This is a genomic window from Kitasatospora sp. GP30 (assembly GCF_029892145.1).
Taxonomy (GTDB): domain Bacteria; phylum Actinomycetota; class Actinomycetes; order Streptomycetales; family Streptomycetaceae; genus Kitasatospora; species Kitasatospora acidiphila.
In genome coordinates this window covers 120074-134389 of sequence record NZ_JARZAH010000003.1, presented here as the reverse complement: position 1 = coordinate 134389, position 14316 = coordinate 120074, and the positions used below count along the sequence as shown (strand labels likewise).

Here is a 14316-nt window from a genome sequence, read left to right as displayed (position 1 = left end):
CAGCTCCGGCCGGGGAACTCGACGGTGATGCGTCGGCGAGAGCCGGTGACAGGATCGGGGCAGCGGTGAGAATTGCGATGGCGAGAGCCAGTTGTGTCCGGCGCCGTGAAGCTCCGTGATTCATGATTTCCTCCCCAGGCGAACCGTGTCGATTCCATGAAGGAGTCGAGTGGATGCGACGTTACCAACTGCAACGGGGTGACGACACATTGGGGCTCCAGGGCGGCGGAGGCGGATGGGGCGGTAGGCCGGTTGAAGCGGCAGGCCGGTGCGGGTGGCAGGCCGGTGCGAGCGGGCCCTGGTGAGATCGGCGCGCGCGGCGGGAAAGTTTTCCGAGCCCACCTGATCGGCAGGCTCCGCCGCCGCCCGGAAACGGCCCGTGCGGGGCCTTGAGCCGGGTGGGCCGGGGCGTACAAGCGGGCCCTGGAGGGGGAGTTGATCGGCTCCGCCAGGGCCGTGCGGTGCCCCCGTTCCGGCCCCCGGCATCCCCGCTGACCAGCACTAAGCTCCAAAGCACCGACATCGCAAGGAGTTTGCTGATGAACCGTCAGATCCGCACCGCCGAGGACGTCCTGAGTCTGCTCGACGGTCTCTTCACCCCCGAGGCCGACCGCTGGACACCCAGGGGCGCCGACTGGTGGGACCGCTTCTACGCCGACCGCGACCGGGGCGTCCCGTTCTTCGTCGACAAGCCCGACGAGAGCCTGGCCGGCCACCTGGAGCGCGGCCTGCTCACCGGCGGCCGCGCCCTCGACCTCGGCTGCGGGCCCGGCCGCAACGCCCTCCACCTGGCCTCCCACGGCTACGAGGTGGATGCCGTCGACCTCTCCCCGGCCGCCCTGTCCTGGGCTGAGGACCGCGCCGCCGACCATGTCACCCCGCCCCGCTTCCACCAGGGCGACATCTTCACCGTCGACCTCCCGCACGAGCAGTACGACCTGATCTACGACTCCGGTTGCCTGCACCACCTCCCGCCGCACCGCCGGATCTCCTACCTGGCCCTGCTGGCCCGCCGCCTGGCCCCCGGCGGCCACTTCGCCCTCACCGCCTTCGCCACCGGCCACGGCTCCGAGCTCTCCGATGCCGAGTTCTACCGCCGGGGCCGACTGGAGGGCGGACTCGCCTACACCGCAGACGACTTGCGCCACCTCTTCGCCGACCTGGAGGAGGTCGAGATCCGCCCGATGCGCGCGCAGCCCGCCGAGTCCCCGCTGTTCGGGGTGGACTTCCTGCTGACCGGCCTGTTCCGCCGGGCGCGCTAGTCGGCGTGCCCAGTCGCTGAAGGGAGCCGGCCGTCCTGCCCCGCGCCCGCCAGCAGGGTGTCCGTGAGGCGCTCGGCGGTCGGGGCGTCCAGCGGGCCGTGGCCCAGCACGAAGCGGTACCAGAAGAGGCCGTAGACCTGATCGACCATGAGGTCGAGGTCCGCGCCCGTGGCCAGCTCGCCACGGGCGCGGCCGCGCTCCAGGAGGGCGCGCAGGACGGCGCGGCGGGTGGCGGTGTAGCGCTGGAGCAGGTCGGCGAGGTGCGGATCGCGGGCCGACTCGCGCAGCAGGGCGCGCAGGACGGCGCTGGTGGGATCCTGCTGGGCGGCTTCGAAGGTGGTGGCGACGAAGGAGCGCAGTTCGTCGTGGAGGGTGCCGGCGTCGGGGACGGTGACGTCCTGGCCGGCCCGGTCGATCAGGGCGTCCAGCAGGACGGCGCCCTTGGAGGGCCACCAGCGGTAGACGGTCTGCTTGCCGACGCCGGCCGCGCGGGCGATCGCGTCGATGGTGACCGAGGCGCCGTCGGCGGCCCCGGCCAGCCGCAGCGCCGCGTCGAGGATCGCTTGGCGCGCCGCCTCGTTGCGGCGGCGGCCGGTGTGCGGGCGGGGCTCCGGTGTGTCCATGGGTGGGTGCCTTCTCTCGGTGGCTCGCCGGCTCGCGGTGGCTCGGTATCTCGGTGGCTCGGTATGGCGGCAGCTCGGCATCGAGCAGCTTGACAAGACTACCGGTCTCGACAATCATCATTGCCGGGACCAACGGTCTCGACAATGGGGAGGGAACACGATGAGCACTTTCACCGGTCAGCGCGTGGTCGTCATGGGTGGCAGCTCCGGGATCGGGGAGGCGGCCGCGGCGGGCTTCGCCGCCGACGGCGCCGAGGTCGTGATCACCGGGCGCAACCAGCAGCGGCTGCAGGAGGCGGTGGCCCGGATCGGCCACGGTGCCACCGGGCGGGCCGTGGACGCGGTCGACCAGGCTGCGGTGGCGGCCCTCTTCGCCGAACTGGGCACGGTGGACCACCTGGTGCTGTCGGTCAGCGGCTCGGCGGGCGGCGGCGCCTTCGCCGACCTCGACCTGGCCGAGCTGGCTCGGGGCTTCGACGGCAAGTTCTGGCCGCAGATCCGCTCACTGCAGGCCGCGCTGCCGCACCTGCGCAAGGACGGCTCCGTCACCTTCATCACCGCGGGCTCCTCCCGCTCGGCCTTCCCCGGTACGGCCGGCCTGGCCGCGATCAACGGCGCGCTGGACGCGATGGTCCCGCCCCTGGCCGTGGAACTGGCACCGCTGCGGGTGAACGCGGTCTCCCCGGGCGTGATCGACACTCCTTGGTGGGACCGGGTGCCCCAGGAGCAGCGCGAGCAGCTCTTCCAGGGGCTCGCCGCCACCACCCCCGTCGGCCGCGTCGGCCGGCCCCAGGACGTCGCCCAGGCGATCCACATGCTGGCCGCCAACACCTTCATCACGGGCATCGTGATCGACTGCAACGGCGGCGCCAGCCTGGCGACCGGACGCTGAACCGGCCTCGTGCGGGCCCAGTGCGGCTGGGCCCGGACGTCCACTCACCGCCACCCCCGAACTCCAGTGCCGGGCCCACCGCGCCGAGCTCGCCGTGTCGGGTCGGACGCCCCCTCGCCGTCCCCGTGGCACCAGTAGCCGAACTCCTGTGCTTCCTTGACGGCGCGAGGTGTGTCAGGGAACCTTGACGCACATTCCGACCGTGGAAGGGGGCGGCACAGTGGTCTGGGGCGATGAGACCGGCCGTCATGAGGGCTATCTGGCAGCAGTGTTGGCGGACGGCAGCGAGCCGGGGCCGATCGCCGACGGGCGCACCACCTGGTGGCTGTACAACGGGGCGGACGGTCCGCGGGCCGTCGCGGTCCGGGGCGCCTGCAACTGCGGCTGGCGCGGCACCGACACGCATCCGATCGACTTCGGCAACGACGAGAAGACCGAGGGGACCGGCCGCCGCACCGGCCCGTATGCGGACTGGGAGTACCACATCGACCAGGCCGAGGGCGGGATCCCGCGCGACGTCGAGCAGTTGCTCGCCACCCTGGCGCAGCGCGTCGAGCAACTCTCCATGGCCGGCCAGTCGATGGCGGCGCTGCGGATCACGGCCCAGATGGAGCAGGCCAGTTCGCGCTGCACCTTGGACGCGGTCCGCCTCGCCCGCGCCAACCTCCTTTCCTGGCAGGCGATCGGCAAGTCGCTCGGCTGCAGCCGGCAGGCCGCCCACGAGCGGTTCTCCCGCCGTCTCGGATCCCTTGAGGCCATGCCGGACCCGGAGGACTTCGAGGACTGCGACGACTGAGGACTGAGGGCCGAGGACTGAGGCCTACCGAGGCAACGACGCACTGCCGGGCCCTGGACGACATCCAGGGCCCGGCAGTGGCGTTTACTGATGCTCCATCAGATCAGTTGCGCTGCCCGGCAGTCGGCGAGGCGTTCGGGGTGGAGACCGTCACGATGGGCCACTCGTTCTGGTAGACCTTGAACGGCAGGTCCTTCTCCAGGAGCGGGGTGCCGAGAATGGCGATGCGGGCCAGCACCGCCCCGTTGACGTCGAGTCCGGCGTAGAGGCCGGCCTTGCCGGTGAGGGTGGGCTTGCCGGCGCTGGAGTCGATGGTGACGCTGCCGCTGACCGCCGCGCGCAGGTAGGGCTCGATGGTCGCCTTCACGCCCACCGTGTCGTACAGCGCCACCGAGCCGTCGGCCACCAGGCCGGCCCGGACATCGGCGTTGCCCGCGAAGGTGGCCTTGACCGGGGAGACTTCGGTCTTGACCGGCTCGGTGGCGGAGGTCCAGCCGGTGCCCTTGGCGTAGTCGGCGTGGATGCCCCAGTCGCCGTCGACGCTCTGCCCGAGGTCGACGGTGACGGTGCCGTCGGCGGACACCTCGGCGTAGACGGTCAGGTTGAGGACGATCACGACCGGCACCGCGCCGACCATGATGGTGGGGGTGGCGGTGAGGTCGGCGATCGGGATCTTCACCGGACCGGTGGCGGCGCTGAGCGCGCCGCTGACATGCCAGTTGGCGTGCGCGCCGAGCTCGAAGCCGACCTTGGCCTGGTCGGTGCTGAGGATGCCGTTGGTGCCGTGGTAGCTGAAGTCGACGCTCGGGTCGAGGGCGATCGAGCCCGAGAGGTTGATGGAGCCGCCGCCGGGCAGCGGGACGCTGTCGTTGGCGTCGAGCTGCAGCACGGCCGAGGCGGAGCCGCTGCCACCGTCGGGCTTCGGCACGTAGGAGGCCTTGACGTCCTTGAGCTGCGGGGTGACCTGGATCTGGTGCGGGTCAAGGGCGGTGCTGATCGCGGCCTTGGCCTGGCCCAGCAGCTCCGAGATGGTGGCGGGCCGGGTGGCGGCCTCCACCTTGCCGTCGCCGGCCGGCTTGACGTCGGTGACGGCGAGCAGCGCGCCGTGCGGGGCGGCCGCCGTGGGCGGGCTGTCGATGATCTGGCCGGGCTTGACCGCTGCCGTGGCGGCGGCCGAGGCCGACGGGCTCGGGGTGCTGCCGGAGCTGGTGACGGCGGCGAGGACGACCTTGCCGGTCTGCTTGTTGTAGGCGTCCAGCTTGAGCGCGGAGCCGCCCGTCGCGACGGGCTTGCCCGACGGGGACGGGTCGGCCGAGGCGCTCTTCGCGGGCGCGCCGGCGGCGACCGCACGGGACGGGGCCGACGGCGTTGACGCGGCCGGGGTGCCCGGGGTGCCCGGGGTGGCCGATGAGGCCGTGGCCGAGGCGGTCGTGGCGGCAGCCGGGTCGACCAGGGTCACGTCCGACGTGCCGGTGATGGCGGACAGGGTGGTGGCGGTCGAGCCGGCCGCGGCCTGGGCGGCGGCCTCGCTGGTGGGGCCGGCGGGCTGGCCGGTGGACGCGGTCGGGTCGCAGGCGCTCAGCGAGAGCACCACGGATGCGGCGAGCGCGGGCAGGGCGATGGTGCGCATGTGCATGCGGAGGGTCACCTTCGGCGTAAGAACAAGGCAGGGAAGAAGAACCGATTCGGCAACCCGGCTCTGGGTTTGGTGGTGGCCGAAACCCGCCGTCGGCCGTAAAGCACACGCCACCAGACCCGTTGTAAAACTAGAGCCAGTAGTTTTGCCTGAGCGAGAACGTACACTAGCCCGAACCCACAGCTCAAACCCGGGGGAACAGCGCGATCTGACGGGGCGACGAAGTCAGAAGCCGAATGAGAGGACGGGCCGATGGGCAGACCGCCCAGACCGCTGGTGACCAAGGAACGGATCATGCGGACCGCGCTCGCCCTGGTCGACGACGAGGGCCCTGAGGCCCTCTCAACCACCCGGATCGCCGCCCGGCTCGGCGTCAAGGGCCCCTCGCTCTACAACCACATCTCCGGGCGCGACGAGATCCTCGACGGGATCAGCGAGCTCATCGTCGCCGAGATGGACCTCGACCTGAGCATCCGCCCCTGGACCACCGCGCTGGTCACCTGGGCGCGCCGCTACCGCGCCGTCCTCGCCGCCCACCCGCACGCCGTACCGCTGTTCCGCACCCAGCCGGCGCGGTCACCCTCGGCCCTGCACATCTACGCCGAGGCCTTCGCCACCCTGCGCGCCGCCGGCTGGCCCGAGGACCACCTGCTCGTCGTCGTGCACTCGATCGAGAGCTTGATCATCGGCTCCCTGCCCGTCCTGACCGCACCGCGGCACCTCCCGCTGCCCGCCGAGGAGTTGCCGCCCGGCCTCGGCCCCCTCCTCGACCCGCCTCCCGGCCAGCAGGCCCGCACCTTCGAACTCGGCCTGTCCGCCCTGCTCCACGGCTTCGAAGACACCCTGAAGCGCCTGAACGTCGAACTCCTGGTGCGACAGGGATAGTTCGGCCGACGATCAACTCCTGGGCCGTCCACCTATACTGACGGCCATGGCATGCCGCATCAGTGAGCTGGTCATCGACTGCGCCGACCCCGAGCGGCTCGCCGCATTCTGGAGCGAAGTCCTCGGCTACGTCGAACTCGACCGGGAGGACGACGGAAGCATCGAGATCGGGCCGCTCGACACCGGCTTCGGCGGCCCCCAGCCCACCCTCATCCTCAGCCCCAGCAGCGACCCGCGCACCGGGAAGCTGCGGCTGCACATCGACGTCAACGCCACCGACCGCGACCAGGACGCCGAGTTGGAGCGGCTGCTCGCCCTCGGCGCCAAGCCCGTCGACGTCGGCCAGACCGGCACCGAGAACTGGCACGTCCTGGCCGACCCGGAAGGCAACGAGTTCTGCCTCCTGCACGCTCGGCTCCTGCCCGTCTGAGGCGACGAGCATCCGGGTCACGCCCGCTGCCCGCGCGGGGCACTGTCCCAGCGCTGATCGTGGCCGTCGCAGGATTTTCGGACAATGGCCACGCGCGGTTCGCCCCGGTCGCGGTAGGGCGGCGAACCGCGCGGGAAGACAACCCTCATGACCTCGCAGACCCCCGACCGTGAGTACCGCGCGCTCATCCTCGACTTCGGGGGTGTGCTGACCGACAATGCCAGCCTGGCGATCCGCGAATGGTGCGTCAGTGAAGGGCTGGACGAGGCTGCCTGGCGCCGAACTCTCGGCCAGAACCCGGATGTTGGCGCCTGGTACCGGCAGCTGGAGCGCGGCACGATGAGCCAGGCCGAGTGGAACCGGCGCACCGCGCCGATCCTCGGCGTCGCCGACCACGAGAACCTGATGGGCCGCGCCTGGGCCCGGGTGAAGCCCTCCACCGGCATGGTCGCCTTGGCGAAGGCCGCGCGGGCGGCCGGATACCGGCTCGCGATGCTGTCCAACTCCTTCGGCCTCGACCCCTATGACCCGTACGCGGCCTGCGGCGTATGGGAGTTGTTCGACGTCACGGTGGTCTCCGAACTGGAGGGCATGGCCAAGCCCGACCCGGAGATCTACCAACTCGCCCTGGACCGCCTCGGCTTGCCGGGCGAGGCCTGCGTCTTCGTCGACGACTATCCGGGCAACCTCCCACCCGCCGAAGCAATGGGCATCACCACCGTGCTGGCCGCCAAGCCCCACCATGAGACCGTCGGCCGGCTCAGCGCCCTGCTGGGGTTGGATGCCGCGCCGGCGTGAGGTACGGGGAGGTCCACAACACCACACCCACTGCCAGGCGTTCGGGTGCTTCGTGCAAGACTCGCCGCATGGATGGCACGAAGCGCTCTCGGATCTGCCTCGCCGCAGCGGCCACCGGCGTTGCGTGTGCTCTCGCGGGCTGCTCCTCGCCCGGATCACCCACCGGCGGCGGAAGCCAGGGCGGCTTCGTCTCCGCCAAGGGCAGTGCCATCGCGACCGTCCCGCTCGGCCAACGCAAGGATGCCCCAGCCATATCCGGCGCCGCTCTTGACGGTCCATCGGTCCGCATCGCCGACTACCGGGGCAAGGTGGTCGTCCTGAACATCTGGGGCTCCTGGTGCGACCCCTGCCGCGCTGAGGCCAAGGGCCTGGAGTCGCTGTGGGAGAAGTATCGGAGCCAGGGCGTCCAGTTCCTCGGCATCAACACCCGCGACACCAGCCCAGCCAATGCGGTCGCATTCGAGAAGGACAAGGGCGTCACCTTTCCGAGCATCTACGATCCGGACGGCATCCAGATCCTCAAGTTCCCCAAGGGCAGCCTCAATCCGCAGTTCATCCCGACCACACTCGTGGTGGACCGCGACGGAAAACTGGCCGCCAGGGTATTCGGTGGCCAAACCGCCGACACCATCGAGTCGATGCTCCGGCCGGTTCTCACGGAGCAAGGCCAATAGCGCCGGCCGCGCCCGTCCACCTGCGGCAACAGGGCCCAACCCGCTCCCACGCCGCTCACGTCACCTCACCTCGACCTGCCACAAGATCAATTATCAGACCGGCTTGGAGTCCTTCCTGTGGCGGATCATCAGAACGAGACCAGGGCGGCCTACGACGGGGTCGTGGAGCTGTACGCGTCGCTGTTCGCAGACCGGCTGGAGAGGCAGCCGTTCGCCCGGGCCATGATCGGTACCTTCGCCGAACTGGTGCGCGCGACGGGCAACCCGCGGGCAGCGGACGTCGGGTGCGGGCCCGGACATCTGACGGCCATGCTGCACGAACTGGGCCTGGACGCCTTCGGACTCGACCTCTCCCCGGGCATGGTCCACCACGCCCGGCGGGCCCACCCGGCGCTGCGCTTCCAGGAGGCGCGGATGGAGTCCCTGCCGGTCGAGGACGGCGCGCTCGGCGGCGTCCTGGCCCACTACTCGGTGATCCACACCCCGCCGGGGGAACTGCCGGAGCTGCTCGCCGAGCAGGTACGCGTCCTGGCGCCGGGCGGCCTGCTCCTGGTCTCCTTCTTCGGGACCGACGGACCCGAGCCGGTCCGATTCGACCACAAGGTGACGCCCGCCTACAGCTGGCCGGTGGACCGCCTCGCCGAACTGCTGGCCGACGCCGGGCTCGTTCCCTTCGCCCGGCTGCTCCACGACCCGGCCTCCGAACGGGGCTTCCTCGACGCCCACCTGCTGGCCCGCCGTTCGTAGGTCCTGTCCGACCATGCCCGCCAGGCGGTCGACGCACCCCCAGGCGGCTGGCGCGGTCACGGGTGCTGGAAGTCGACCTCCGGGTAGGTCTGCGACGGTCCGTCGAGCAGGGGCTGCGGGGTGCCCTTCAGCTGCTGGTCGAAGAAGGCCGCGACGTAGGTGCGGGTGATCTCCAGGGCTCGGAGTGCGGAGATCGAGCCGTCGGCGCCGGGGATGCCGGCCTCCGTGGCGAGGAGGGGTCCGTCGGTGAAGCTGACGTGGGTGGTGCCGGCGATGGTCAGCCAGCGCTTCCAGCCGTCCAGTTGGGGCCATGCGACACCCCAACTGTGTTCGTCGCCGCCCACGTCGTGGTTGACCGGGTTGCCCAGCAGCAGGAACGGGCGACCGTTGAGGCCGGTGGGCGGTATCGAGGTGTCGATGCTTCCGTCCAGGTCGATCCCGGCCCGTACCCGCTGGTCGGCCACCATGGTGGGGACGGCGGCCGCGCCGCCGATGGAGTGGCCGGCCATGCCGATCCGCTTCGGGTCGATCATGTGCGCGTACAGCCAGGCCGGGTGGCGGCCGACCAACTGGTCAAGCACGAACGAGACGTCCTCGGCCCGGCTCGATTCGATAGCGGCGGGGTCGTTGGTGGGATGGGTGCAGAGCTCGCAGCCGAGTGTCTGCCCGTCGGGGAAGGTCGTCCCGGAGTCCTCGTAGGTGTGGTCGACGAGGGCGACGACGTAGCCGCGGCTGGCCAGGTCCACGGCCAGACCGGTGAGGGTGGCGCGCGGCAGCTTGAAGCCGGGGGAGAGCACGACCAGGGGGTATCTGCCTTGCTCGGGGCGGGCGTTGTCGTAGGCGAAGGTGCGGGTGTCGACCAGTTCCCGGGCCGGGACGGCGCTGTCGGGAATGTCCTCCATATCCAGGAACAACCGGGCTTCCTCGGTGGTCATGTAGGGGGCGGGTTCGCCGCTGTGCGGCCGGGCGGGGTAGTACATCGACACCATCAACTGCCGCGGGCCCGCAGCCGGTACCCAGGGGTCCTGGCGGTGCTCGTCGACGAGGTGCAGGGTGCTGCGGCCGACCGCGTGCGGGCCCGTCGGGCGGGGGAGGTGCAGCTGGACGCTGGACCCGGCCCGGGCCGTCGAAGGGGTGGCAGCGGAGGTCTCGGGGGCGGCGGCGAACGCCGTTCCCGCCGCGGCGATCGGCAGCGGGAGGAGGAGCGCGATTACGGCGGTCGCGGCAGTGCGACGGATTCTGGTCATGAGGTGAACGCTAGGTCGGAGTACGGATTTTGACGTCGCCTCAGAGTTGCACAGTGACCCCAGGGAACACGGGCTCGGCAGCGGGGGTGGCCCCTTAGGGGACTACTTCTGTTCGTCAATTTCTTTGATCCGCAGCCCACTTGCGTCTCGCCGGATGCTGTTGGTTAATGGTCGTCACACACTCGGCCCGTGCCCGGAATCCTGTCGTCCTGCCGCGCCGTACGCCGCGCCGCACGGCGCCCGCGCCAGGTTGAGCTGTGACCGACAGCCTTGGGGGCGCCGATGCAACCGACCGATCCATCGGAACCGGCCGGGGACGGGCCCGCCGCGCCTGCCCCGCCGCCCCCGCCATCGGCCGCACCGCCGATTCCGCCCAAGCCCTGGTTCGCCCCGCACACGCTGAATGTCGCGGTGACTAGGCGCATCCTCTGGATCGGGAACGCGGCCTACCCGCTCGCGGGAATCACCCGGGTCAGCGTCACCGTGATCGTGCCGGCCTACGGCGAGGCGATGCGGCGATTCATGAAGTTCGCGGGGCGCCTCCTGCTCTCCGGGTTCGGCCTCGCCGCGGCGGTGGCCGTCGTGGACCTGGCGAGCCCGGGCCGTTCCAGCGACGACCCGGGACGGCCCGTAGGGTGGATCATCGGGGTGTCCCTGATCCTGCTGGTGCTCTACTTCCTCCTCGACACGTTGCCGGTCCTGCTCAGACGTACGCTCTACGCACTGACCGTCGACACGGCGGGGCCGCCGACCGCGCTGGTTGCCTGGAAGAAGGCGGAGCCCGCGTTCGACTTGGCGCAGGCGATCATCGACGCAATCGAGCACCCGCAGACGGAGTTCCGGCAGTTCATCCACAACACCGTGGTGGACCTGCGGCAGTACCAGTACGGCGACAACGTCAACATCTATGGTGGCCAGGGGAATACGGGGATCATCAAATGAGCAGCGACGACCGCGACGACGGCCCGCGCGTCCACTACGGCGACCAGGTCAGCATCCACGGTGGCAGCAAGCACATCGGCATCCAGCACAACCACGGGCGGGGCGGCGATGAGGGGCTGCCGCCCGAGATCGCCGCCATGTTCGCCCAACTCGCCACCCTGGTCACCCAGCTGGCCGTCGACTCCCGGGTCGGCGACGAGGACCGGCAGAGCCTGACCGAGACCCTGCCGGTACTCAGCCAGCCCGCCAGGGCCGAGCGCCGCCACTGGCGCAACACCCTCTACCTGTTGACCAACCTGGCCCGCGACATCGGCGATGCCGCCGCTCCCATGCTGGGCCTGGCCACCCAGCTGATCTCACTGATCCGCGCCTGAGGCCGGGCTGCCGCACGGCAGTTCGCCGCTGCGCTCCAGCGCCGACGCCCGGGTGCTCCAGCGCCAGTGCCGGCTTCAGTGCCGGCGCCAGGGCCTGGCTCCAGCGCCAGTACGAGTCTGCGAGGCGTCGCCATACGCCGACGGGGCGGGCCCGAAGGCCCGCCCCGCCGTTGTCAGTTGTGGACCGGTAGCGGCCGGCTACCGGCCGCTACCAATCCGGATCAGTGCAGGATCGCGTGCGAGATGGCGCAGCTGTTGGTGTCGTTGGACCAGCTGGCCTGCTCGGCGTAGGTGCCGAAGGTGCCGAACTTGACGTTGGCGGCGCCGCCCGGGGTACCGGGGGAGAGCCAGGCGCACTCGTCGGAGTTCTCCTGGCCGTAGTAGGAGCTGCTGCTCTGGTTGTTGGTCCAGCCGCCGGCCGGGTTCTGGTCGGACATCATCTCGTGCCACTCGTGGCCGAGGGTCATCGTCCAACCGTCAAGGGTGCCGGGGGAGTTGATGAAGCCGACGCCGCAGCCCGCGCCCGAGTCCATGTTGTAGGGCTGGTTGCTGAACGCCAGGTCGCCGTAGGGCGAGTTGACCGCGCCGCCGGTGAGCGAGGAGTCACCGGTGTAGTCGTGCCAGGCGCAGTACTGGTTCTGGTAGTTGTCCGGGTTGGTGCCGTGGGGCGACATGATCACGTAGTAGGCGTCGCGGTTGGCCGCGGCGGTGGTGTTGCCGAAGTGGGAGGCGGCCTTGACGGCCTCCTGGCCCAGCGCGTGGCCCGAAGCGGCGGCCGGCGACTTGGCCGAGTTGTCGTACCAGACGCCGGCCAGCACGCCACCGCTCTGGTACGGGATGAAGTTGGCGTTCGACGGGCAGCTGGTCGCGCCGGCCGCGACGTTCGGGCCGTCACACCACTGGGTCAGGTCGGCCGACCAGGTCTCGCCGCCGGTGCCGATGCCCTTGAACATCTGCTGGGCCGCGCCGGCTCCGCCCTTGCTGTCGCCGGTGAACTTGGCGTTGCCGTTGGAGTCGGTGCTCTTGGTGCCCCACTGGCTGCCGTAGAAGACCAGGTAGACCTTGGAGTGGCCGCTCTGCACGCCGATGCCGTCGATGCCGCCGCCGTAGGACAGCGTCTGGGGACCGGTCGCCGCCGTCGCCGTCTTCGCCGCGTTGGCGTGGCCGAGGGTGGGGAACTCGCCGTGCCGGGTGTGCTGGCCGGCCGAGCTCGCCTGCGAGGCGTCCTGCGGGGTGCTCGCCGAGGCCGGGGCCTGGGCCGCGATGAAGGCGGCGCCGGTGATCATGGTCAGCGAGGCGATTCCGGCAAGGAGCTTGTGGCTCGCACGGCGCTGCTGGGGGTGACCCATGGAATGGTGTCCTCTCTGCGGTGCGCTGACTCTGGGGGAATCGGCGCAGTCGGCCAGCGTGATCCCCCGTGGGGCTGTCACAGCCGCACGGGGGATCACCAACCGGCGTGGGGGAAAACGTGCTTGAGGAAGTTCACGGTGGATCAGACGAGCGGTGCACCACTTGGCCTCAGGTAGCGAACCAGACTTGTTCAGACCAGGTCAATGCCTTGTGCAAAAGACGAAGGCGCCATTACGCATTGCGTTCGCGCCTTCACCGAATCCCACCAAGCACCTAACGAAGCGACGGGCTCTCCTTGGCAGTTGGCGTCACCGGGTTTGCCGAGCCCGTGACCTGAGAGTGCGACGGCGAGGGGCTCGGCGCGGCCGGTGAGCCGCTGGGCGAGGGGGAGCCGCAGCCCGGTGCGGGGGAGCCCGAGGGCGGCGCGGACGGGCCGGTCGCACTGGGCGAGGGCGACGGCGTGCCGGTCGGGGTGGCCGTCGGGGAGGGCGTGGCCGTCGGGGACGGCGTACCGGTCGGCGAGGGCGCGCCGGTCGGCGCGGCCGAGGTGCTTGCCGTGGGCGACGGGCAGCCGGTCGGCGTCGGCGCCGGGGTGGAGGGCGACGGGGACGGCGAGGCGGTCGTCGGCGAACCACTCGGCGAAGGAATGGCGGTGGGCGTGGGCTTCGGCGTGGGCTTGGGCGTGGCCGGCGGGCTGGCGAACGGCGAAGGGCTGGCCGTGGGCGTCGACGCCGGAGTGGAAGGCGACGGGGACGGCGACGCCCCGAAAGCCGGGCCGGGCACGAGCGGTGACGCCGGTCCGGTCGGCAGCAGCACCGGGCCGGGCAGCGCGGGGCTGTCCGGGCTCGTCGAGACGCCCGTCTGGAAGAACGTCATCCAGGACTTGACGGTGCGAAGGTAGTCGTCGGAGTGGTTGTAGCCGAGGACGGCCTGATCGAGCTGGGCCGGCACGGCCAAGTCGCGCCCGTCCGCGCACAGGTAGCGGCCGGCGGCCAGCGCCGCGTCCCAGATGTTGTTGGGGTCCGCCACACCGTCACCGTTGCCGTCGGCACCCCAGGTCGCCCAGGTGGACGGGATGAACTGCATCGGCCCGACGGCCTGCGCCCACACCGTGCTCTCGCCGTACTTGCCGCCATCGCTGTCGGGGATCGCGGCGTTGCCGCCGGTGCCGTCGAGCAGCGGGCCCAGGATCGGCGTGTAGGTCGCGCCGTTGGCGTCGACCCGGCCGCCGTCGGCCTGCCCGGACTCCACCTGGCCGATGCCGGCCAACAGTTGCCACGGCAGGTGGCAGTCGGGGGTCGACAGGGCGAGGGACGCCTCGGCCTTGCGGTAGGCGGCGAACACGGTCGCCGGGAGTTGGGCCCCGCCCATGACCGGGACCACCGGCTGCACCGGGCCGGGGCTCGGCGCGACGCCGGCCGGAGTCGGCGGCTGGGGCAGGCTGCGGTGGGCACCACCGTCCAGCGCCTGCCCGGGTGGCAGGGCCACCGCGCCCACCGGGGATTCGGCACCCAGCGGCGGCGGCGCCGCAGCCAAGGGTGCCGTGGGTGCGGCTACTGCGGCGAAGGTGACGACCGCCCCCGCTGCCCGTAGCACGCGCTTCCGTATCCGCCCAGCCATTCGGTAGTTCCCCTCTCGACGATCACGCGGTCTGTACATG

15 protein-coding genes are annotated in these 14316 nt (G+C 71.1%); 10 read left to right on the top strand and 5 right to left on the bottom strand.

Annotated elements, in window-relative coordinates; genetic code table 11:
* Window positions 1–539 precede the first annotated feature (539 nt).
* Window positions 540–1262, top strand: a complete 723-nt coding sequence (locus tag P3T35_RS06345; RefSeq protein WP_101379583.1) for a class I SAM-dependent methyltransferase — start codon at window positions 540–542, stop codon at window positions 1260–1262.
* Here P3T35_RS06345 and P3T35_RS06340 read toward each other — a convergent pair.
* Window positions 1259–1885: a TetR/AcrR family transcriptional regulator gene (locus tag P3T35_RS06340; protein ID WP_101379582.1), complete on the bottom strand. Its 627-nt coding sequence runs from the start codon at window positions 1883–1885 to the stop codon at window positions 1259–1261. The genes P3T35_RS06345 and P3T35_RS06340 overlap by 4 nt on opposite strands.
* Window positions 1886–2045: 160 nt before the next feature.
* Here P3T35_RS06340 and P3T35_RS06335 point away from each other — a divergent pair, with 160 nt between their 5' ends.
* Together P3T35_RS06335 and P3T35_RS06330 are read left to right on the top strand one after the other, a co-directional pair.
* Window positions 2046–2777: an SDR family oxidoreductase gene (locus P3T35_RS06335; RefSeq protein ID WP_218976656.1), complete on the top strand. Its 732-nt coding sequence runs from the start codon at window positions 2046–2048 to the stop codon at window positions 2775–2777.
* Between the two features lie 184 nt (window positions 2778–2961).
* Window positions 2962–3573 (top strand): hypothetical protein, encoded by a 612-nt coding sequence (locus P3T35_RS06330; RefSeq protein WP_180356370.1) that lies wholly within the window; start codon window positions 2962–2964, stop codon window positions 3571–3573.
* Between the two features lie 103 nt (window positions 3574–3676).
* Here the strand turns inward: P3T35_RS06330 and P3T35_RS06325 are convergent, their stop codons facing one another.
* Window positions 3677–5209 (bottom strand): hypothetical protein, encoded by a 1533-nt coding sequence (locus P3T35_RS06325; RefSeq protein WP_101379580.1) that lies wholly within the window; start codon window positions 5207–5209, stop codon window positions 3677–3679.
* Window positions 5210–5461: 252 nt separating this feature from the next.
* Between P3T35_RS06325 and P3T35_RS06320 the strand changes: the two genes are divergently transcribed.
* The 5 genes from P3T35_RS06320 to P3T35_RS06300 all read left to right on the top strand — a co-directional run bounded on the left by P3T35_RS06320 (window position 5462) and on the right by P3T35_RS06300 (window position 8743).
* Window positions 5462–6094, top strand: a complete 633-nt coding sequence (locus tag P3T35_RS06320) for a TetR/AcrR family transcriptional regulator C-terminal domain-containing protein (protein WP_101379579.1) — start codon at window positions 5462–5464, stop codon at window positions 6092–6094.
* Between the two features lie 46 nt (window positions 6095–6140).
* Window positions 6141–6524: a VOC family protein gene (locus tag P3T35_RS06315; RefSeq protein ID WP_101379578.1), complete on the top strand. Its 384-nt coding sequence runs from the start codon at window positions 6141–6143 to the stop codon at window positions 6522–6524.
* Window positions 6525–6671: 147 nt separating this feature from the next.
* Window positions 6672–7322 carry an HAD family phosphatase gene (locus P3T35_RS06310; protein WP_101379577.1) on the top strand — a complete coding sequence of 217 codons (651 nt, stop codon included), beginning with the start codon at window positions 6672–6674 and terminating at the stop codon, window positions 7320–7322.
* 68 nt (window positions 7323–7390) lie between these two features.
* Window positions 7391–7996, top strand: coding sequence for a TlpA disulfide reductase family protein (locus P3T35_RS06305; protein ID WP_101379576.1), 606 nt, complete (start codon window positions 7391–7393; stop codon window positions 7994–7996).
* A gap of 117 nt (window positions 7997–8113) precedes the next feature.
* Window positions 8114–8743: a class I SAM-dependent methyltransferase gene (locus P3T35_RS06300; RefSeq protein WP_101379575.1), complete on the top strand. Its 630-nt coding sequence runs from the start codon at window positions 8114–8116 to the stop codon at window positions 8741–8743.
* A gap of 56 nt (window positions 8744–8799) precedes the next feature.
* Here P3T35_RS06300 and P3T35_RS06295 read toward each other — a convergent pair whose 3' ends face one another.
* A complete protein-coding gene (locus P3T35_RS06295; protein WP_101379574.1) occupies window positions 8800–9990 on the bottom strand; it encodes an alpha/beta hydrolase in 1191 nt (396 codons plus the stop codon).
* Between the two features lie 411 nt (window positions 9991–10401).
* Here P3T35_RS06295 and P3T35_RS06290 point away from each other — a divergent pair, with 411 nt between their 5' ends.
* Window positions 10402–10932: a DUF6232 family protein gene (locus P3T35_RS06290; protein WP_101379573.1), complete on the top strand. Its 531-nt coding sequence runs from the start codon at window positions 10402–10404 to the stop codon at window positions 10930–10932.
* Complete coding sequence (locus P3T35_RS06285) at window positions 10929–11306, top strand: hypothetical protein (RefSeq protein ID WP_101379572.1); 378 nt, start codon at window positions 10929–10931, stop codon at window positions 11304–11306. The genes P3T35_RS06290 and P3T35_RS06285 overlap by 4 nt, the downstream gene beginning before the upstream one ends.
* A gap of 221 nt (window positions 11307–11527) precedes the next feature.
* Here P3T35_RS06285 and P3T35_RS06280 read toward each other — a convergent pair whose 3' ends face one another.
* Window positions 11528–12655, bottom strand: a complete 1128-nt coding sequence (locus P3T35_RS06280) for a hypothetical protein (RefSeq protein ID WP_218976655.1) — start codon at window positions 12653–12655, stop codon at window positions 11528–11530.
* Between the two features lie 274 nt (window positions 12656–12929).
* Window positions 12930–14252, bottom strand: a complete 1323-nt coding sequence (locus P3T35_RS06275; RefSeq protein ID WP_280704599.1) for a lytic transglycosylase domain-containing protein — start codon at window positions 14250–14252, stop codon at window positions 12930–12932.
* Between the last annotated feature and the right edge of the window lie 64 nt (window positions 14253–14316).

Coding starts and splice junctions, on each gene's coding strand:
- P3T35_RS06345 (WP_101379583.1), top strand. CDS start 540: ATGAACCGTCAGATCCGCACCGCCGAGGACGTCCTGAGTCTGCTCGAC.
- P3T35_RS06340 (WP_101379582.1), bottom strand. CDS start 1,885: ATGGACACACCGGAGCCCCGCCCGCACACCGGCCGCCGCCGCAACGAG.
- P3T35_RS06335 (WP_218976656.1), top strand. CDS start 2,046: ATGAGCACTTTCACCGGTCAGCGCGTGGTCGTCATGGGTGGCAGCTCC.
- P3T35_RS06325 (WP_101379580.1), bottom strand. CDS start 5,209: ATGCACATGCGCACCATCGCCCTGCCCGCGCTCGCCGCATCCGTGGTG.
- P3T35_RS06320 (WP_101379579.1), top strand. CDS start 5,462: ATGGGCAGACCGCCCAGACCGCTGGTGACCAAGGAACGGATCATGCGG.
- P3T35_RS06315 (WP_101379578.1), top strand. CDS start 6,141: ATGGCATGCCGCATCAGTGAGCTGGTCATCGACTGCGCCGACCCCGAG.
- P3T35_RS06310 (WP_101379577.1), top strand. CDS start 6,672: ATGACCTCGCAGACCCCCGACCGTGAGTACCGCGCGCTCATCCTCGAC.
- P3T35_RS06305 (WP_101379576.1), top strand. CDS start 7,391: ATGGATGGCACGAAGCGCTCTCGGATCTGCCTCGCCGCAGCGGCCACC.
- P3T35_RS06295 (WP_101379574.1), bottom strand. CDS start 9,990: ATGACCAGAATCCGTCGCACTGCCGCGACCGCCGTAATCGCGCTCCTC.
- P3T35_RS06285 (WP_101379572.1), top strand. CDS start 10,929: ATGAGCAGCGACGACCGCGACGACGGCCCGCGCGTCCACTACGGCGAC.
- P3T35_RS06280 (WP_218976655.1), bottom strand. CDS start 12,655: ATGGGTCACCCCCAGCAGCGCCGTGCGAGCCACAAGCTCCTTGCCGGA.